This is a genomic window from Oceaniferula spumae, from assembly GCF_042849255.1.
GTDB lineage: Bacteria > Verrucomicrobiota > Verrucomicrobiia > Verrucomicrobiales > Akkermansiaceae > Oceaniferula > Oceaniferula spumae.
Window position 1 is genome coordinate 3,074,146 of sequence record NZ_AP026866.1, and the last position, 18,946, is coordinate 3,093,091.

The 18,946-nt window shown below is 45.8% G+C and carries 17 protein-coding genes; all 17 read left to right on the forward strand.

Annotated elements, in window-relative coordinates; translation table 11 throughout:
• Window positions 1–34 precede the first annotated feature (34 nt).
• Window positions 35–262 carry a hypothetical protein gene (locus ACSPJT_RS13000; RefSeq protein ID WP_435892988.1) on the forward strand — a complete coding sequence of 76 codons (228 nt, stop codon included), beginning with the start codon at window positions 35–37 and terminating at the stop codon, window positions 260–262.
• Window positions 263–471: 209 nt separating this feature from the next.
• A complete protein-coding gene (locus ACSPJT_RS13005) occupies window positions 472–606 on the forward strand; it encodes an integrase core domain-containing protein (protein WP_435896203.1) in 135 nt (44 codons plus the stop codon).
• 158 nt (window positions 607–764) lie between these two features.
• Window positions 765–1,937 carry a glycosyltransferase family 61 protein gene (locus ACSPJT_RS13010; protein WP_435892989.1) on the forward strand — a complete coding sequence of 391 codons (1,173 nt, stop codon included), beginning with the start codon at window positions 765–767 and terminating at the stop codon, window positions 1,935–1,937.
• Between the two features lie 106 nt (window positions 1,938–2,043).
• Complete coding sequence (locus tag ACSPJT_RS13015) at window positions 2,044–3,117, forward strand: glycosyltransferase family 8 protein (RefSeq protein WP_435892990.1); 1,074 nt, start codon at window positions 2,044–2,046, stop codon at window positions 3,115–3,117.
• A gap of 128 nt (window positions 3,118–3,245) precedes the next feature.
• Window positions 3,246–4,112: an FkbM family methyltransferase gene (locus tag ACSPJT_RS13020; RefSeq protein WP_435892991.1), complete on the forward strand. Its 867-nt coding sequence runs from the start codon at window positions 3,246–3,248 to the stop codon at window positions 4,110–4,112.
• Window positions 4,097–5,053: a hypothetical protein gene (locus tag ACSPJT_RS13025; protein ID WP_435892992.1), complete on the forward strand. Its 957-nt coding sequence runs from the start codon at window positions 4,097–4,099 to the stop codon at window positions 5,051–5,053. The genes ACSPJT_RS13020 and ACSPJT_RS13025 overlap by 16 nt, the downstream gene beginning before the upstream one ends.
• A 52-nt stretch (window positions 5,054–5,105) precedes the next feature.
• A complete protein-coding gene (locus ACSPJT_RS13030; RefSeq protein WP_435892993.1) occupies window positions 5,106–5,966 on the forward strand; it encodes a glycosyltransferase family 2 protein in 861 nt (286 codons plus the stop codon).
• A 105-nt stretch (window positions 5,967–6,071) separates the two neighbouring features.
• A complete protein-coding gene (locus ACSPJT_RS13035; RefSeq protein ID WP_435892994.1) occupies window positions 6,072–7,292 on the forward strand; it encodes a glycosyltransferase in 1,221 nt (406 codons plus the stop codon).
• A gap of 389 nt (window positions 7,293–7,681) precedes the next feature.
• Window positions 7,682–8,281 carry a hypothetical protein gene (locus ACSPJT_RS13040; RefSeq protein WP_435892995.1) on the forward strand — a complete coding sequence of 200 codons (600 nt, stop codon included), beginning with the start codon at window positions 7,682–7,684 and terminating at the stop codon, window positions 8,279–8,281.
• Between the two features lie 49 nt (window positions 8,282–8,330).
• The gene (locus ACSPJT_RS13045) at window positions 8,331–10,277 is read left to right on the forward strand and encodes an acyltransferase family protein (protein WP_435892996.1); all 1,947 of its coding nucleotides are present in this window, start codon (window positions 8,331–8,333) and stop codon (window positions 10,275–10,277) included.
• A gap of 9 nt (window positions 10,278–10,286) precedes the next feature.
• Window positions 10,287–11,219 (forward strand): glycosyltransferase family 2 protein, encoded by a 933-nt coding sequence (locus ACSPJT_RS13050; RefSeq protein ID WP_435892997.1) that lies wholly within the window; start codon window positions 10,287–10,289, stop codon window positions 11,217–11,219.
• A 42-nt stretch (window positions 11,220–11,261) separates the two neighbouring features.
• Window positions 11,262–12,407 (forward strand): glycosyltransferase, encoded by a 1,146-nt coding sequence (locus tag ACSPJT_RS13055; RefSeq protein ID WP_435892998.1) that lies wholly within the window; start codon window positions 11,262–11,264, stop codon window positions 12,405–12,407.
• 15 nt (window positions 12,408–12,422) lie between these two features.
• On the forward strand, window positions 12,423–13,826 hold the full coding sequence (locus ACSPJT_RS13060; RefSeq protein WP_435892999.1) for a hypothetical protein: 1,404 nt from the start codon (window positions 12,423–12,425) through the stop codon (window positions 13,824–13,826).
• 106 nt (window positions 13,827–13,932) lie between these two features.
• Window positions 13,933–14,961, forward strand: coding sequence for an RIO1 family regulatory kinase/ATPase domain-containing protein (locus ACSPJT_RS13065; RefSeq protein WP_435893000.1), 1,029 nt, complete (start codon window positions 13,933–13,935; stop codon window positions 14,959–14,961).
• 47 nt (window positions 14,962–15,008) lie between these two features.
• Window positions 15,009–16,406 (forward strand): hypothetical protein, encoded by a 1,398-nt coding sequence (locus ACSPJT_RS13070; RefSeq protein WP_435893001.1) that lies wholly within the window; start codon window positions 15,009–15,011, stop codon window positions 16,404–16,406.
• A gap of 70 nt (window positions 16,407–16,476) precedes the next feature.
• Entirely contained in the window at window positions 16,477–17,682 is a 1,206-nt protein-coding gene (locus tag ACSPJT_RS13075) for a glycosyltransferase family 4 protein (protein ID WP_435893002.1), read from the forward strand.
• A gap of 58 nt (window positions 17,683–17,740) precedes the next feature.
• The gene (locus ACSPJT_RS13080) at window positions 17,741–18,940 is read left to right on the forward strand and encodes a glycosyltransferase (protein WP_435893003.1); all 1,200 of its coding nucleotides are present in this window, start codon (window positions 17,741–17,743) and stop codon (window positions 18,938–18,940) included.
• The last annotated feature ends 6 nt before the right edge of the window (window positions 18,941–18,946 follow it).

The window sequence follows — 18,946 nt, forward strand, 5'->3', positions numbered from 1 at the left end:
TGTCAAGGAGCTCTAAGCGGAGAACGCCAAGCTCATGCAAATGTATGCCAATCTGGCTTTGGAGGATGAAGCGATCAAAAAGTTGCTTAAAAAGAAAGCGCTCGCTACGATCGAAGCAATTGAGTCGGCCGGAAATCTAACCTGGCAGAAGAATATGAGTGTCACTCAGGCATATAAGATCGTAGGTGTGAGCCGTACGAGTTGGTATCGCCTGGTTAAAAACCAAAAAAGAAAAGGGGCAGGCTGTCATCGATGGTTCTGAACCAGAGCGTAGGTTCCGCACTCTGAACATCCTCGATGAAGGTGTGCGTGAAGCTCTGCGTATGAAGGTTGACACCTCGCTCCCGGCAGAGCGAGGTGTCAGGGGTCTTGACCAGATCAAGGAAAGTCGCGGGCTGCCCAAACAGATTCGCGTGGACAACCTCATGAGTTTCTAACCCAAACCTTGTGTCGTGGGCCGAAGAAAACGGCGTGAAGATACACCACATCCAAACTGCTAAACTAACTCAGAACGCCTACATCGAAAAGTTCAGTAGAAGCTTCAGAAACGAGGTTCTTGACGCTTACATGCTCGACCCTGTTAATGAAGTTAGATGGCATGCATAGGGACGGATGATCGACCAGAAAGGTAGAGCGTCCACATGACGTCTTGGGTAAAGTTCCAGCAATAATCTACCGCAAGAAAATGGAACAAATTTCTACCTAAGAACTGTCCCCTTGACGGGGAAACTTACATGAACGTTTGACATCAGGCCATCATCTTTATGAGTATCAAATTACATGTTGAGAAATTAAAAACACACGCCCGCAGGGTATGTCGGACTATGGTTCAGAAAATGGGCATATCTGTGACACCGCCTATATGCGAGAATTTGCTTCTCTGGGCACCTACACAAGGCTTTGAAAGCAAAAAAATCCAAGAGCCTTTTCTGATGGATGACCCTTTGCCAGAGTGTATTCGAAGTCACCCAAAACTAGACAAAATATTTCAATTAGTGGATGGTCTGGGCTTTCACAGCCAGCATCTTATTATCATACCCAATGCCAAGGTTAGAGGGCATCGGGGAATGATTTCTTTTGGTGAAAATGACAGCTACTATATAGCGGAAACTCATTGGAGGGTTTCCAATGTCTATCATCATCCGATTTATTTAAATGAATGGCCAATATCCGAAACCAGAAAACTAGAGGGTAACTGGTACTGTATGATGGGAAGGAATGGGTCTCAGTATTTCCACTGGTTTTGGGATGAGTTGCCTAGACTCTATTCAGCTCTGCCGCATTTGCCTCCTGACACCAGATTTTTGGTTGCTGAAGAGATCTGTGATTACCAAAAAGATTCACTAAAAGCCTTGGGGGTTTTGCCAGAGCTATGTTTATTCCAGAATCACCACACTGACTCAATAGTGGAAAGGCTATGGTTTCCAACGGCATCCGGACATTCTGAACAAGCTGCGGTTTCGCCAATGATCGCGAAGCAACTGCGTAAAGCATTAGTTGACAAATTAGGGCATCATGAAAACAAGGGGACCCGACGTGTGTTTATTTCACGTGCAAGTGCGCGTAGACGTATACTGATTAATGAAAATGAGCTTGCAGAGCATGTGACAAAATTAGGCTTTGAGATCGTTCATGCTGAAAAACTTGAATTTACCGAGCAAGTGAAGTTATTTTCTGAGTGTTCGATCGTACTCGCTCAACACGGGGCAGGTTTGACTAACATGTTGTTTGTTCCCGAGAATTGTAAGGTTTTGGAGATTCATGGGCCCAGGGTTACTCGTATTCATTATTGGATGATGACCCGTGCTCTCGGCCTTGAGTATGATTGTTTTGTAGGAACTGATGTAGAACACTCCATTGATGAAAATGAGCCTGATTTTAAGGTTGATGTGCCCAAATTTGAAGCGTGGTTGAAGCAGGTTCTCAACAATAAGTAGATATGGGGCTACGATATCTAGGTATGACACATGCAAAGTCATAATAATCATACACTGTGTATATAACACCAGTGAGTAAGCAGCTAAGTGAAAGGTAGGGAATTTAATGGAATCTGATACTATATTAGAGAACAGACCGTTTCATATTGCTTTTTGTGCGAATGAGCGTTTTTTTCCTGGGCTAGCAGTATCGCTACACAGTGCTCTGCTCAATATAACTAAGGGCCTCGGGGTAAAGGTGTATATTGTGGACGCTGGCCTGAGTGATGAATCCAAATCCAGCCTATGCGCGCGTTACATTAATCGACCTGAAATAGAAATTGAATTCCTTGATTGGCCACGGAAGCTATTCAAAAATGTTAAAGTGGTAAACTATCATATTTCTTCCTATTTGCGGCTTTCATTACCAGAATTACTGGATGTGAAACATCTGCTCTATCTTGATTCTGACACAATAGTATTTGATGATATTAGTAAAATTCTGGCTGAGCTCAAGGCTTCTCCTCACCCTCTCGCTGCCTCACCAGATTGGGAAACCAAAAGCCCCGCGCAGGACTCGGCGCTTATAGCCAAGCATGCGGGGGTAGAACATTGCGATACCTATTTCAATGCCGGGGTATTGACACTGGATTTGGAAGCGTTGAGGGACGAACGGTTTGCCTCTCGTGCCTGTAAATTGCTCAGCGAATTGGGCGACCATGCCAGTTACGCAGATCAAAGCGCTTTTAACGCGCTGCTGGCTGAAAGATGGTATGAGTTGGGCAAGGAATGGAATACTCCATCGTGGGCATTTGACAAGCAACTCGAAAACAAACTCCCTTCTATATTGCATTACACAAATAGCGCGCCATGGTTAACTCGTAAATACACACCTGCTCAAGCCCTTTTTGAGCGTATTGCGCGAGATTTAGATGTAGATCTACCCCGCCCAGAAACGAGTTTGCCTCAATCATGTGTGAATGCGGTCATCTTGTGGCTGATTTCACCTTTGAGGTTTTTTTTCCACCTGTGGCGTGAAGCGTCAATATGGATTAAGGAAGGTGGTGATACTGATAGGCGCTCACTGAATATTGCTGTATACTGGTTTGAGTATTTTATTTACGGACCAATAAAGATAGTCAGATATTGGATTAGAATACGCATGATTAACAATCCTTCGTTCAGTATATTTACGGGATAAGAACGAGCAAGCGATATTTATTAGATTGACGCGGGCTAAAAAACAACTGCTTTAACTGATTTTTATATGGCGGTGCCTGAAAAGAGGCGTTTTAAGCATAGCATATTATTAACAGTGAAAATTCAAAAATGAATTACAAAAAAAAAATAACGACTTTAAAGCGTGCATGGCGTACGGCGAAAAGTGGTTTATTGACTCAGGGTGATCGTTCGTTTTGTACTAAATGGTGGAAATTTTCGGCCTTCCATTTGATAGAGTTGTTTTCTAGCAGAAGTATGAAGTTTAAAGATGGTTTGGGCATAGTGTACTACACCCCTATTCATAATACATCTTCTTATATTACATATGCTAAAGGATTTAGGGACTACAACGTATATATGTTTTATAAAAACTGGTTGCAGCCTAGTGATTGCGCGATTGATGTCGGAGCAAACGTAGGAACCCATTTTGTCCCAATTGCGAAAATACTGGCGGAAGGCGGGATTGTTATAGGCTATGAAGTTGATTGCGAAGTTTGCTCATTGTTAGATCGAACTTGCGTATCGAATAAAATCAAGAATGCAATCATAAGGTGTTGTGCTGCCTCTGATAAGGGGGGCGTTATCAATTTAAGCCGGAATCTAGTGAACAGGGGCCAAACCAGTGTGATTCGAACGGGGGATTTGGAAGGTTTAGTAGGTAGTGCGGTTCGTTTGGATGATGATGTCGAACCCCTGATAGGGGATCGAGATGTCAATCTCATGAAAATTGATGTAGAAGGGCATGAAGCAGAAGTTATTCGCGGTGCTACCAAGATCTTGACGCGTTCAGGACGAATAGCCGTAGTTATGGAGCATTTCAAAGGAAACGATAATGAAGCTCCAAAGCTACTATCTGATTTAGGATTCTCCCCTTTTAATGCATTGAAAACGGGTAAACTAGAATCTTCAAGTGATGGCTTTGGCGATAATATTGTTTGGGTTAAGAACACTGTAGATGTATGTATCAAAAGATAAAACCATTCGGTGTAGTCATCGCTTGTTATAAGGATGACTATTTTATGGCTAAAGCATCATGTGCCAGCATTCGGCATTTCTCAGGGAATGTGCCTATTTGCATCATCGCTGACGGGGACTTTTCTGTCGATGAATTGGTGGAGCTCTATGATGTGCAAGTCATCCGACCTCAAGAGATGACAGACCCGGTGTTACGGAATTTATGTGCGGCCAATAATCGTTCGAAGCTGATGGCGATGTGGGAGGGGCCATTTGAACATTTTTTATATCTGGATGCCGATGCGATATTTTGGGGAGATGTTCTTTCCCTGTTTAATCCTGGGGGAATGGATTTTATAGCGCTTCGACCTAGTCGGTGGAAAAAGCACACGGTAGAAACACTTTGTAATATATTCTTGGACCCAGAGCAATTAAAGGAATTTGATCCAAACTTTATCTGGAACGAGCAGCCGTATTTTTGTTCAGGTGCATTTGTGGCTAAAAGAGGTGTTATCTCCCCGGAAGCATGGTTGCAAGTAGAGGAATGGAGACAGAAAAAGCCGACTTTATTTAGTTGGACAAAGGACCAAGGAATTATGAATTATTTGATTCTTAGCATGGCTCAGAGGGGTGAAATAAAATTTCAAGAACTGAATCTTCAAGTGACCACAGGTGACCAACAAACAGGTGATTTGGAGCAACGATTCCCGTGTCATCTGTCGGGTCCTCCTGCCAAGGTAGAGCGTCCTTGGGTGCTTCATTTCTGTGGAAAGAAACCACTGATGCAAATTAGGAACAGTTTTGATAAACCAATGTCTGCATTCCGCTTAAAGCACTACCGAAACAAATATGGGGATTCAACAATCGGTCGAGTTAGGGCTTGGCAAGATATAATCCTCGAAGAGATAAACATTTTTTTTAAACGGCTTGTCGTAAAGCTCAAAAGAATAACGTCAACTTGACATCGAACGTGCTGATTAATAAGTCACTACAATGACCTAAAATTCTACCTCAATGGACATCTCAGTAATGATCACCACGTTGAATCGTGTGGATGAGTTGAAACGGACCTTATCAAAGGTCGATGCCCTTGTGCCTGCTCCGCTTGAGGTTTGGGTGGTTGCGGACGGGTGCAGTGATGGCACTGTAGAGTTTTTGAGAGAATATTATCCTAAAGTAAAACTGATTGAGCATGAGAAGTCGCAAGGTTCTGTCGCGTCAAGATCGGAAGTTATGCAGAATGTTTCTGGAGATCTTGTGTTGGCTTTAGATGACGATAGCTATCCAGAGCAAATGGATGCGCTCGCCAAGCTGGGGGCTTTGTTTGCATCCAATCCGAATCTAGCGATAGCTACCTTTCCCCAACGTACTGACGAGTATCCACATAGTCTTGAAAAGAAGAACTTCGGAATACGTCGGCAAACTCGAACTTTCCCTAACTCGGGCGCTTGCCTTAGAGTATCCACTTATAAGACGCTCCCTGGCTTTGAGCCGATGTTTTTCCATATGTATGAAGAGCCTGACTACGCACTACAGTGCATTGGAAATAACTGGGATGTGATCATCTACCCTGAGATAATCATACGCCATCACTATTCAGGCTTAGCCAGAAGCGAAAGAAGGAACCATCATCGGCATGCGAGGAACGAGTTTTGGAGTACGCTCATGCGCTGTCCATTTCCTCATTGCATACCAATTATGTTATACAGAATGTTTTCTCAAGCAAGATACGCATACAGCCGAGGTTGGTATTGGTTGCTACTTGAACCTGTTTGGTGGTGGCAGGCTATAGCTGGAGTTTTTCCTGCGCTTGACCGACGAAAATCTCTATCCTGGGCTGGATACCGTCGCTGGTTACTAATGCCACATCGATAAGTCGCATTGTGATCCAGGAATTGGACGATTTTACTTCATGACAATTTGCATTCTCCAAGAAGAAATCGGCGGTAGACCATCGTCACCATAAATATTAAATCATTTGTGAGAGTCTGGCACATAACAAAAACGCTCTACGGTGGTGCCGGTACATATGCATTACGTTTGAGCAAGGCTTTGCGAGATGCCGGTGTAAAAAGCTACGTGTTAAGTGAAGACGTGGATGGTCCTGAGGGCACCTTTCAAATAGTGAGAAACAAAGGGTCGATTTCTTCTATCACGACTCGTGTGATTAAGTCATTATCTCACCGTCTTACGTCAGCTCCATTTCATTCATTGATGGGAATGGAAACTTTCACTGGCCAAAAACTGCCAGCAAATGGGGATATCATTCATCTGCACGGGTTAACGGGATGGATAGGGCTGCGTGGCTTAGAGAGCCTAATTCCAGAGGGGAGTAGGGTCTTTTGGACAACACACGATCTTTGGCCATTAAGTGGTGGTTGTATTATTTATTCAGGTTGCAACGAATTCCGTAATCATTGCCGCAGTTGCCCGATTCTTAAAACCGGGACAAAGCAATGGGCGCAACACGAACTACGCTTGAAATTTGGATTTGTAAAAAGCAAACACATTCTTCCAATCGCAAATAGTCGTTGGATGGCTCATAAAAACGAGGAATCAAAAGTATTCAGTGAAGTTGGCAAGGATGAATATACAATAGTCCATCCCATCATCGATGCTGCTTACTTCGACCATCATATCACAGACATTCGTGCATCGTTTCAGATAGCACCTGGGAAACATGTCTTGGCGTTGGGTGCCCGTGCTGTCACTGACAGATTCAAGGGAATTCCTGAGTTTTTGACTGCTTTCGCCAAGCGGGAAAAACTCGCCAGTAATTGTGTCATATTGCTTTTCGGTGACGGTGAAATTGAACTGCCGTCTAACCTGGATGTGAGGCCTATGGGAAGACTGGAGTCAGCTTCTGAATTGGCAGAAGTTTATTTTACTAGCGATGTGTTCGTTTCTCCATCCTCAATGGAAACGTTTGGAATGGCTATCGCTGAAGCCCAGGCGTGTGGCACACCAATCGTAGCCTTTGATGTAGGAGGCGTCCATGATGCTGTTTCAGACGAGTGTGCAGGATATCTTGTTCCTGATAGAGACTGGGAGAAGTTATTGGATGCAGTCGAGCGAGCGCTGAAAAAGCAAGCAGTCAATGGAGGGCGTTGGCGAGTGAACCGTGACTGGGCGAGAGATCGATTTGATGGATCGGTAATAGCAAAGCGGCAGCTTGAGGTCTACAAGCCCGGGTCCAAGTAGCAGTTGGCATGTCGTAGCGGCGCTTAGTTCTTGGCATTTGATTACGGTCAAAGGAGCCAGAGTTAGTGCAAAGAAGTTATGAGTTCAAAATTGAATTTGTCTTGAGATTTATTGAGAGAGGTAAGTTGCTGACGGCTTTGTTGCGGGATCGCGGGCGTAGTCGGCGCTTGATGATTGATTACTTCCAACGCAGACAAAAAGCACGGCTGGAAGCTATATTGGCAGATGCGAATAAACCACGGATCTCAGCAGTAAAATCTGATGTCCCAATTTCGATTACATCATGGAAGCCGAGGAAAGACCCTCTCCCCTTAGTCCTATTGTCTATGATAGAGCAGAGCATAAGACCTGCGGCGGTGCACGTATGGTTATGCCCACAGGATCAGAATATGATTCAAAAACATCATCGAGAGTTTTTTATTGAGCACGGCGTACAATTCCATGAGACGGATGACATCGGGCCACATAAAAAGTGGTTGCCTTTGATTGAATCGGGGCATGAGAACCCGTTTGTCATCGCCGATGATGACACCTTCTATCCTCGGGATTGGTTTGAGGCTTTGGTGAAAGAGGGTAAGGAGCAGAATACGGAGATCCTCGCGCATCGGTGTCATCGAATCAAGGTTAAGGCTGATATGATGCCTGACGAATACGCTAACTGGCTGAGAGGAGTGAGCTCACTACCAAACAGTGCTCATGAGCTGTTTCCCGTGGGTTGTGGCGGGGTTCTCATACGTCCCTTAGCAATAGGTGACGAGTTTCGTAACCGGGAATTAATCATGAACCTATGCCCTCGCGCCGATGATATTTGGCTCAAGGCCGCATATATATATTCAGGATACAAGTGTCGCAAAAGTCGTTATGACTTTCCTAGCCTTGACTATCCGGGAACCACACAATCGGGCTTGGCAGTAACGAACGTGGACCAAGGGCAAAACGATCAGCAATTGAGGAGAGTGTTTAAGCATTTTGATTTGAAGCTAGATTAGCATCATAGGCTTATGTTTCTATTTATAGGCAGTTATTCTTGAGTGCATCATGTTGGATCATACAGCAAAGTTTATGTACCGCGCCGATATAGATGGGCTGCGTGCCATTGCGGTATTAGGTGTCGTCCTGTTTCACGCTGATTTAGGGGTCACTGGTGGGTTCGTTGGAGTCGATGTATTCTTTGTGATTTCGGGATATTTGATCACGTCGCTGATCTTAAGAGACTTACATGCTGGTAAATTTTCATTAATTGAATTCTGGGAACGGAGAGCGCGAAGAATTTTTCCAGCTCTTGCAGTTGTAGTGGTTGCATGTCTTATTGCTGGATGGTTTCTGCTGCTGCCTTTTGCCTATCAGACTGTAGGCCAGTCAGTCGTTGCGGTGACAGTTTTTGCATCCAATATACAATTCTGGCGTACTTCTGGATATTTCGATCCATTGGCAGAAGAAAACCCTTTGTTACACACTTGGTCGCTATCTGTGGAGGAACAATTTTACCTCATTGTTCCATTAGTCCTGTGCTTGTTATTTTACTTGCGTTGCCAGATGCGAATAGGAATTATTTTGTGCGTCGGGTTAATAATAAGTTTTGTTGTTTCGGTGTATTCGATTGAGATGGATCCCGATGCAGCATTCTACTTACTGCCTTCGCGAGCCTGGGAGATAGGTGCTGGTTCGCTGCTAGTATTTGCTCGACCAGTTTCAAATGAGCCAATACGCAGATTGATGGGGTGGATTGGTTTGTGCTGCATAATGTACGCCTTGTTTTATTATAGTCCTGATACTTTATTTCCTGGGGTGGCGGCGATTCTTCCTGTCATTGGTGCTGCGGCAATCATTTGGTCCGGATTTCCTATAGACAGCAAGATCACCTACTCTGGTGTGAATAAGCTGCTTTCAAATAAAGGTTTGGTGGCAATCGGGTTGATTTCTTACTCGTTGTATTTGTGGCATTGGCCATTCTTTGCTTTCCACCGCTATTTATTTTCAGAATCACCAGGTGTGCCAGTTGCGCTCACTTACATTGTTATTTCCGTATTATTAAGTGTACTTTCCTTGCTATATATTGAACGACCATTTCGCGAACGGAAGTGGGCATATAATCGTCGTAGGATTTTTTTATACACCGGCCTAGTTAGCTTGTTTACTCTCTGTGCAGGAATAGCACTTTGGCAGACGAGGGGGATGCCATCGCGTTTGCCGAGTATAGTCGCAGATTATGATATGGTTAAGGGAGATGAGACTTTTGCGGTTCAGGATCCAAGCAAAAGGCTAGTTTGGTTGGGCGAAAGCGGGAAATCATGTAAGGTGATGATGTGGGGTGATAGTCATGCGGGCGTATTAAAATTTATGCTGCATGATATATGTGTTAGGCATGGTGCATCTGCCGTTGCAGTTAGTAAGGGCGGAGTGGCTCCAGTGTTAGGATGGTGTCGAGTTCAATCAGACGGCCCGATATTTAATGAGAAAAATGAATACGCTGAGTCTGTGTTCAGAGAGATTCAAGAGCTTGTGGAAAAAGAAGGTCTGGAGCATATAGTCTTGGCATTCAGGTGGGGCTACTATGTAGATACTCTGCATCGGACGGGAAATATACCTAGACCAGTACAGGGCTTTCCAGATGCTCTTATTTTCACGATCAAACAACTGGAGGGCTTGGGTTTAAAGGTCTCGATTTTGTTGGAAGTCCCAATATTTGAGATGCATGTGGCTAAGGCAGTCGCGCTACATTATTGGCATGGGTTACCGCTGCCGCATTTGAGTTCAAAACAACATGCTCAACGTCTTAAGAACTATTTGCCCGTGGTACAAAAAATTAGGGATGAGACGCCCAACGTAAATCTAATCGATGTTACGCACTGTCTGACATCAGAAAATGGAGAGGTAAGATTTATGGATCAGAATGGTGTGTTACTCTATCGGGACGAACATCATTTGACTAAAACTGGGAGTATGCTCCTCAAACCCGTCTTTGAAAAAATATTTTTCAATTAAATCTAACTCATGCAGCTTAGCATAATCATACCTGTGTATAATCGCCACGGGCTACTACGAGAGGCAATTGATTCGGTGATACGACAAAACTTGGATTCCTGTGAAATAATTGTATGTGATGATGGATCTACCGATGATGTTGGAAAATTATGTGACACATACTCTGATGCAAATAGCCACGTTTCACTGAGCCGAACTCCCAAGAATTATGGCGCGCAGGTAGCTCGGAATCGTGGCTTGAATCTGGCACGTGGTCAATATGTCCTGTTCCTCGACTCAGATGACGTGCTTGCAGACGGTGGAGTAGCTTCATTGTTAGGAGCAATGGTGGAAGACACAAGTTTAGACTATGTATACGGAAAAGTAATCAGGGCAAACCATCAACTTATACCGCGAGATGAGAGTCCTCCTGTGGGCGAGCCATTTACAGATGAGCCGTTCGACCTAGCTGGTTACCATTGGCATACGATGGGAGCCATGTACAAGCGCGAATACCTTCAGTCGGTAGGGGAATGGAACATCGAAATGACCGGTTCTCAAGATTGGGAGTATCAGGCAAGGGTGAAGCTTGCAGGTGGTAAAAGAAAATTTGTAGATTCGATAGTCGGATATTGGCGTCAACATTCAATTAGCCGTATAGGAACTAATCAGTTTCGTCCGGACTATGTTAGAAGTGTGATGATTGCCTGTGATGTTGTGCTGAAATTAGCGCGAGAAAAAAATCGCTGTGACAGGGCTTTAGAAAACCGGTTGGCAAGAAGGTTGGTCGTGCATGCGTTAGAATGGGGGGTCAACGGGCACTGGAAAGATAGAAAGCTTTGTTTGCTCCAAGCAAAAGATAGCGTCTCATCAAACCGGATGATGAAGCTTGGCCTTAGAGTAATGGCATATTCACCGATGTTCTTAGACGAGTTTATTATGGATTTAGTCAATGGGAATTGATGACCACAACCAAACGCAAATAGTTACTGTGGTGGGAATTTTATGAAAACAATTGTTCTCCAATGGCCGAGCTTCGGGCCCTATCATACTGCTCGCTTGAGAGCATGTCAGGCAATGGCGGGTGCTGGCGTGAAGGTGGTTGGATTGGCGGTGGCCGGTCAGGTGCAAGGTAGGCCGTGGGTTGCTGGAGAGGATTTGGGTGGAGTGGAAATTGTCACGTTGTTTCCTGATGCGATGTATCATGAGTTGGACAAGGCAGCGGTGAAGAAGGCGATGAAAAATGGCCTTGATGATTTGAATCCCGACGCGGTTGGGGTTTCTGGTTATGGCATGACCGATTCAAGAGCGGCACTTCACTGGTGCCGTAAAAATAATCGTGTTCGGGTGCTGATGACCGAGTCGAAAGCCGATGATGCCCCTCGTAGCTGGTGGAAAGAGGCTATCAAGCGCCATTTTGTAAAACAGTTTGACAGTGCTCACTGTGGCGGCTCTCCGCATCGTGCGTATCTGCAAGAGCTCGGCATGAAAGCGGAGCGTATATATGATCGTTATGACGTGGTAGATAATGAACGATTCTCTCAGGCGGCAAAGGCAGCTCAAGCGGATCGCGATGCTTACCGAGAACTGCCTGGCTTAGATGAGGACCAATCTTATTTCCTGGTCTCAAGTCGATTCATCGAGAGAAAAAATATCCCCCGGTTATTGGCGGCTTATCAACTTTACCGAACACATCAGCCGGAGGGTTGGAGACTCATTATATTGGGCACAGGACCGGATGAGGCAAAGCTGCGGAGTCAGGTGTCCGAGGATAAAATTCCAGACGTTACTTTTGCCGGTTTCCAACAATTCGATCAATTAGTAGCTTATTACGCCTTTGCAGGTGCGTTTATACATCCTGCGTTACAGGAGCAATGGGGGTTGGTGGTGAACGAGGCAATGGCTTGCGGATTACCGATCGGCGTGTCCCGTACCGTTGGGGCTGCTTACGATTTAGTTCAAGACGGAGTCAATGGTTACACCTTTGATCCAATGGATGAGGCCGCCATGACGGAGGCTCTGGTGAAGCTGTCCTCTGATCCAGTTGAATGTGAGCGTATGTCCGCCTCCTCGCGTGAGATCATCAAAACCTGGACACCTGAACATTTTGCTGAAAATTTTTGGGAGGCTGTGGCGGCGGCTAGACCGTGATTCATTATTTTTACTGTGGTTAAATCAGCTTTCAAATATCGCATTGAAAAAGAACCTAAGCCTTCTGACGTGCCCATTGGCTCGCTGGTGAGGCTTTTTTTCAATCGCTTGGATGAACAGGGTCTCTCGTGGGCGGTGTTGCGAGGTAGTGAAGGTCTGCCTGATTACACCCGATATGATATCGATTTACTGATCAGGCCGGAGGATACTGGTCGGGCCGAGGCAGTTCTGCGTGAAGCCGCCACAGAAGAAGGGTGGTCCGTGGTTAGAATCGTTGATAAATTTGCATACCGCTGCTGTCTTTTGATCAGTCCAGGTCCGGAACGCCGCTACCTGCCGATCGATCTTTTCGGGGGCTGTCATCATCGGTTTTACCCGATTGCCGATGGGCGGTATGGACTTGATGCCAGTATCAGAAATGATCAGGGGGTCATGGTGGTGCCCACTGGCTTCGGTGCAGCCGTAGCATTATTAAAAGAGCTGACTCGTCATCCGGACTTCAAGGAAAACTCACGTGATGAGGTGAGAACCGGCACACTGGAAGACGCCGATTCCTTCCGAAGGGGGTTGGTGGGAGTGCTTAATGAGAACTTGATAGAGCGCTTATTAGGATTTTGTCAATCCAATGACTGGGGTGGTGTCGCGTCACTTGTGCCTGAGATCAGGCTACAGGTGCAACAAACCCGCAGTCGTGTTTCAAGCGATGCGATTGATTTCTTTACCAGTAATGTCAGGCACCATCTTACCCCCCCTATGAGCGGGCATGTGGTGTTACTGGGTCCTGATGGATCCGGCAAAAGCACGATTGCTGACCTCGTAGCAGAGTCGTTTTATAAACAACCTTTCAAGATCTGTCAGCGGTATGAATACAATTTCAGAATTGTTCCCGAGCTGAAGCAGCTGAAGAAGCGTATAGCCAAGCTATTAGGCAGGAAAGTTACTGAGCAAAAATCCATCGCCCCAGGAACAAAGGGGTCAGGCATGAACCGTGACCACAGCTGCTTGAAGGGTATGGGATATGTCAGCTACTACGCACTGGATTTTATCCTTGGCAGGCTACCGTTGTTTAAACTCCGAGGACAGGGTGCGGTGTGTATTTTTGCACGCTATTTTCAAGACTACTATTACCAGCGTGGTTATGGCAATGTGCCGCGATGGTATCTTCGTTTTTTAGAATCGCTAACACCTCGACCCGACTTGATTCTGTATCTCGATAGGGATGCTGGAGAGATTTATCGAGGGAAACCTGAATTGGATATTGATGAAATTCAACGGCAACAAAAGGTCATTCGCAACATCGTGGCCGAGCGAGCCCATGGCGAGTTGATCGACGCATCCGAAGGGGTTGACGCTACGGTGCAGAAAGTGCGCGAGCGAGTCATTCAATTGTTTTTATCGCGCCATGGAATCGGTGATTAAAAATACTCTGGACGTTGGTCGTCTCTTTGTCGGTGCGCCATGATATTCGGGAGTGTATTTATGAGAGCATTGGTTCTGGGAGATAGGTGCTTTAGACTGATTTAGGATGAAGTTTCATATCGTCAAGTTTGGTGGCAGGCCGTTGATGGCTTTTCCCTCTTCCGAAACGTTGCCGGTTTCGCTGAGGGCTGCTGCGATTCGTTGTTTCCCAGAGCATACTGGAAAAAAGCGTTTGGTTAAAAAATCATTGCACCGCCTTTCATCACTGGGATTGCTGACTTGGATCTATCCAGCGCGCGAAAATTTTCACGAAGGACTTTCAGGCAACGAGTTCGAAAATTGGTTTGTGAACTTGGCGCGTCAGCTTGATCGCGCGGAAATATTTCCGGTGTTGGTCTGGCCAGGAGATCCGAACCGGGGGCGGATCTATATTTATTTGCTGGATACAGAAGGCGAACCCTTTGGCTTTTGCAAATTGGCGCTCGATGAAAAAAATAATCGATTAATCGAAAAAGAAGAAAAGGCTCTGGGGCATTTGAAATCCATGCAGTTGAGAAGTTTCCGAATCCCCCGGCTGCTAAATTGTGGTGATTTTTCTGGATTTCGCCATCTCGTGGTTGAAACAACCCCATCCAACGCCCGAGCAATACACTGGGGTGAAGGCGCCGATTTAACTCCTATGATCGATGAGTTCTCAGGTCATCCTAGGCTGATTGGCCGCGAGGAAATAGAAACTCTGAACTGGTGGTCAGCAATGAAGCAGACCTTAGAGCATCGTACATCATTGTGGCGGGTGATAAATGCTTCTGTAGATGACGGTGTCGAGGTTTGCCGGGTGCACGGCGATTTGAATCGGACGAATGTGCTACTCCACGGCGACGAGCACTGGTTACTTGATTGGGAGCAGAGTCATGAAAATGGACCATATTTGACGGATCGTATGTGTTGTGAGGTCGATGCCATCTGGCTTGAGACTCCCGAGGACTCCAAAGGTAACTTAAAGAAATTACAGATGAAGGTGCCTATGCTCCGAGACGAGAAAACCAGAGGACCAAGTGTCTTGGCGCTCGCTTTTCTCGGATCCGCAGGTTTCACTCCGGCTCTGGCCATCCTCACGGAGTTGTTTCCTGAGTGATCCTAAAGGGATTCACCATTCACTATTTGTCATTTACTATTCTCTAAATGGACCTTTCACTCTATCCAGTTTCATTTTTTTTAAGCATCATAGCATTAGTGCCATGCTCCATCTATGCTTGGATGAACAGAAGGAGCGGTTGGGGATTGCCGATGTTGATGGTTCTTGGTACTACAGCTGTTTGGTATCATGGCGACGGTCTATATAATGATTATGAACGATACCGCCTCACCATGGGGGAGTCAGCTCTGAATGCAGCTTGGTGGCAGGTTCTATTATTTACGGTGACATTTGCGATCATAGTCAAACCTATTCATAAAGCAGTAAACCGACGTTATTTGAGTCGTGGAAGTTATCTGATGTTGTTTGCCGAAACAAATCGTATAAAGCATCCGACAGTGCAACGACAAATAGATCAATTGGCAATGGCGATGTTGTTTGCTTGGGCAATTTTGATGACCATTGCTCTAATACGCACCAATTATAATTTTAGCGGTATGTTTGCACCCTACTTGGGCGAACGAGGGTACCCATGGATACGGGGTAGGATGGGGGGAGGGATCAGCGCCTTGCTATCATTAGCTGGATATTTACAGATATTGATGACTGCAGGATTTGGTGTTATTGCTGCTTTATCGACGAATCCAAAAACAAGGTCTGTGGCCATCGCGGTTTGCTGCTTAGCTTTTCCATATTACATATTTGATCGAACCCGCAACGCGATGATCGCGACGATGCTTCCCGGTTTGCTAGCATGGGTGTTCATTCGGATAGAAGGAGGGCTATGGAAGAAAGCCGCCATTCTGCTAGTTGCCTTCATGATCACCAATGTCTGGTTTATGTTTGTTGTTGAAAATCCGATTGGCAGAGGGGTTAGTGTCGCGGAAGCTTTAGAAAATGCTCAGAAGGACGAATCAGACTTCGACAATGTAGTTAAAAAGGAGTCAAAACACGAAGGGTTGAGCATGTTTTCAGAGCTTGGATATATGAATGATTTCTTTGATAGAGGTACTTTTGCTCCAAGCTGGGGCGGACGGTATTTTGCCGAAGTTGCTAACATAGTCCCGCGGGGAATATGGAAAGATAAACCGACAATTGGGGTGGATTATGCACTAGCACGCGGTTTTGGATCAGATGTCAACGTGGTGCATACAGGTGGAATTTCCGCAAGTATTGCAACTGGTATGATCGGTCAAGGGGTGGTCAATTTTGGTAGACTCTTTGGGCCCATGACTGCTGCTTTGTTAATGTCGTTGTGGGTTGCCATTTTGGCGCGTCAGGATTTGATGGGCAGAGATCCCGCACGATTATTGCTATGTGTGGTGGGTCTAATTTTAACTTTCAATATGGGAAGGGATATAACATTGCTTGTGCTTTACCCTTTTGTTTTCGGGTTGATTTTGATAAAAGTGTTTAATTATTACAAAAAAAGAAAGAAACAATAGCTTCAAGAGCGAATATGCTATGAAATTCACAGTCACAATTGTAGCGAATGAATAATCGCTACAATTGGTAGTGTATCTTGGTGTAAAATATATGTGGATAGTTTGTCAAATAGGTGCGCGTGAACATTATGCAATCGCTCGTGCTTTGATTCACAAGGGTGCACTTCGTATGATGGTTACTGACTGTTGGGTGAATCCAGGAGGGATTATCGATCTATTGCCGGTTGCTAAAAAGCTTAGAGACCGACATCACGCGCAATTGCATGAGGCCAATGTGAAAGCACCAAACTGGACGCTGCTCATGTTTGAGCTTCGGCAGCGTATAAAAAAACGTCGAGGATGGTCGGTAAACATGGCACGCAATATTTTGTTCCAACGGTTAGCTGTGCGTATTCTGTCAAAATCAAAATTTCTGGGAAATTCACACGTAATATTCAGCTATAGCTATGCGGCTCGCGACTTGTTTGAGCATGCGAGAAAAAGGGGATGGAAAACTGTATTAGGACAGATTGATCCCGGGCCCGAGGAGGAGCGAATCGTTGCTGCAGAACATCTGCGTTATCCTCAGCTTGGGTCCAGATGGAAACCGGCGCCAGCCGAATATTGGGATTTGTGGCGTGAGGAAATCAATTTAGCGGATACGATAGTCGTTAATTCGGAGTGGTCGAAGCAATGTCTGCTTAAAGAGGGAATCCCCAAGGAAAAGCTCAAAATCATTCCGCTAGTCTATGATGGAGCCAAGAATATCAGCTTGCTTGAATCAGGGGGGGGATCTCAGCCAATAACTGGCGATGGTCATCAAATCTATAAGGTGCTGTTTTTGGGCCAAATCAATTTGCGTAAGGGAATTGGTCGGTTGCTCGAGGCCATGCGCCTGCTCAAGGACGATGCTATCCATCTGACATTGGCGGGTCCGTGTGAAATTGATGAGTCAGCATGGCATGATTTACCTAACGTCAAGTGGGTGGGTTCCGTTCCACGTAGCCAAGTCGGACAGCTATATGAGGAAGCGGAGGTATTCATTCTGCCCACTCTGTCCGATGGATATGCGATCACCCAACTGGAAGCCCTGTCTAGAGGGCTTCCAGTAATAGCTTCAGCTCATTGTGGCTCAGCGGTCGATCACGGTGTGAATGGCTGGATTTTAGCTGACATAGAGCCACAAACGATCGCCGAAGCTATCCGGTTATCGCGCCGACAACCGTTGAAGCCGGTGGTTTCTGAGGCTACATTTTCGATGGACGACCTAGGCGATGCTCTGATCGACTTAGTATGAGCGCCTAATGGAGCTGAAGTTATTCAGATGATTGCCCAATTCGGTATTCCCCTCACACATGAATTGCCTCCACTTAACGCAATCGGTTTCCACACTAGGTGGTGGAATATCGGAAGTAGTTCGTGCCTTGAGTTTTGCGCAGACAGATGCGGGGCTAAGTACGAAGGTCCTTTCGGTGAGAGATCAAGGTGACCCTATCAGTCCATGGCCAAATGGTTCGCCTAGGCTACTAGAATCTAGGAAGTTCCCAGGCATGCAAGTGATTCCTGGTTTGAACACAGCTATGGACAGTTCTAGTCCGAATGTGATACATACCCATGGTTTGTGGACTTACTTATCTGTCGCTGTGCCTCGTTGGGCAAAACGTTATGGACGGCCGTATGTTGTCAGTCCGCATGGCATGTTAGATGCTTGGGCGTTGAATCGTTCACGGACCAAAAAACAGCTTGCTTCGATCTTGTATGAACGCCGGCATTTGGCGGGGGCTGCGTGTTTGCATGCGTTGTGCCAATCGGAAGCGGAGTCAATCCGAGCTTATGGCGTGAAGGTGCCAGTGGCAATCATCCCGAACGGTATCGATCTTCCCGAGCAGAATGAATGTCAGGGCGGCGTTACGAGGCAGAGTAAGACGCTACTATTTCTTGGGCGAATCCATCCAAAGAAAGGCTTGGCGAATGCGCTGCGCGCGTGGGCCAAGGCCGATCGAGGAGACAGAGATTGGCAGTTTGTCATTGCTGGCTGGGACCAAGAGAGGCATGAGTTAGAGTTGAAGCAAATTTGTGATGAGCTCTCGATATCTTATGCCGATATTCCGGCAACGCAGTTGCTCCACGGCAAAGACGACAAATATAGATCAGTATCGGTAGTATTTACCGGTTCGGTATTTGGAGATACCAAAGAAGAACTTCTGAGATTGGCTGATGCCTTTATTCTACCCAGCTATAGCGAAGGGCTTCCAATGTCGGTTTTGGAGGCTTGGGCATATAAGTTACCTGTATTGATGACAGAGCATTGCAACCTACCAGAGGGTTTTGCTGCGAAGGCTGCGGTGCCTATCAAGACGGAGATAGCAAGTATCGCAGATGCAATGGTTAAGCTTTTTAGTGCTTCAGATGAAGAGCTTAGTCAGTTGGGTGAAAATGGTTTCAACTTGGTCAGTGAGCGATTTACATGGCACAAAATTGCGGAGCAAATGAACGAGCTTTATCACTGGGTTCTTGGCGATAGCGAAAAGCCGGAATGTGTTCAATATGATTGAAGTATC

Excerpts from the sequence above, each read along its gene's own strand:
- ACSPJT_RS13000 (WP_435892988.1), top strand. The coding sequence starts at position 35 with ATGCAAATGTATGCCAATCTGGCTTTGGAGGATGAAGCGATCAAAAAG.
- ACSPJT_RS13010 (WP_435892989.1), top strand. The coding sequence starts at position 765 with ATGAGTATCAAATTACATGTTGAGAAATTAAAAACACACGCCCGCAGG.
- ACSPJT_RS13015 (WP_435892990.1), top strand. The coding sequence starts at position 2,044 with ATGGAATCTGATACTATATTAGAGAACAGACCGTTTCATATTGCTTTT.
- ACSPJT_RS13020 (WP_435892991.1), top strand. The coding sequence starts at position 3,246 with ATGAATTACAAAAAAAAAATAACGACTTTAAAGCGTGCATGGCGTACG.
- ACSPJT_RS13025 (WP_435892992.1), top strand. The coding sequence starts at position 4,097 with ATGTATCAAAAGATAAAACCATTCGGTGTAGTCATCGCTTGTTATAAG.
- ACSPJT_RS13030 (WP_435892993.1), top strand. The coding sequence starts at position 5,106 with ATGGACATCTCAGTAATGATCACCACGTTGAATCGTGTGGATGAGTTG.
- ACSPJT_RS13040 (WP_435892995.1), top strand. The coding sequence starts at position 7,682 with ATGATTCAAAAACATCATCGAGAGTTTTTTATTGAGCACGGCGTACAA.
- ACSPJT_RS13045 (WP_435892996.1), top strand. The coding sequence starts at position 8,331 with ATGTTGGATCATACAGCAAAGTTTATGTACCGCGCCGATATAGATGGG.
- ACSPJT_RS13050 (WP_435892997.1), top strand. The coding sequence starts at position 10,287 with ATGCAGCTTAGCATAATCATACCTGTGTATAATCGCCACGGGCTACTA.
- ACSPJT_RS13055 (WP_435892998.1), top strand. The coding sequence starts at position 11,262 with ATGAAAACAATTGTTCTCCAATGGCCGAGCTTCGGGCCCTATCATACT.
- ACSPJT_RS13065 (WP_435893000.1), top strand. The coding sequence starts at position 13,933 with ATGAAGTTTCATATCGTCAAGTTTGGTGGCAGGCCGTTGATGGCTTTT.
- ACSPJT_RS13070 (WP_435893001.1), top strand. The coding sequence starts at position 15,009 with ATGGACCTTTCACTCTATCCAGTTTCATTTTTTTTAAGCATCATAGCA.
- ACSPJT_RS13080 (WP_435893003.1), top strand. The coding sequence starts at position 17,741 with ATGAATTGCCTCCACTTAACGCAATCGGTTTCCACACTAGGTGGTGGA.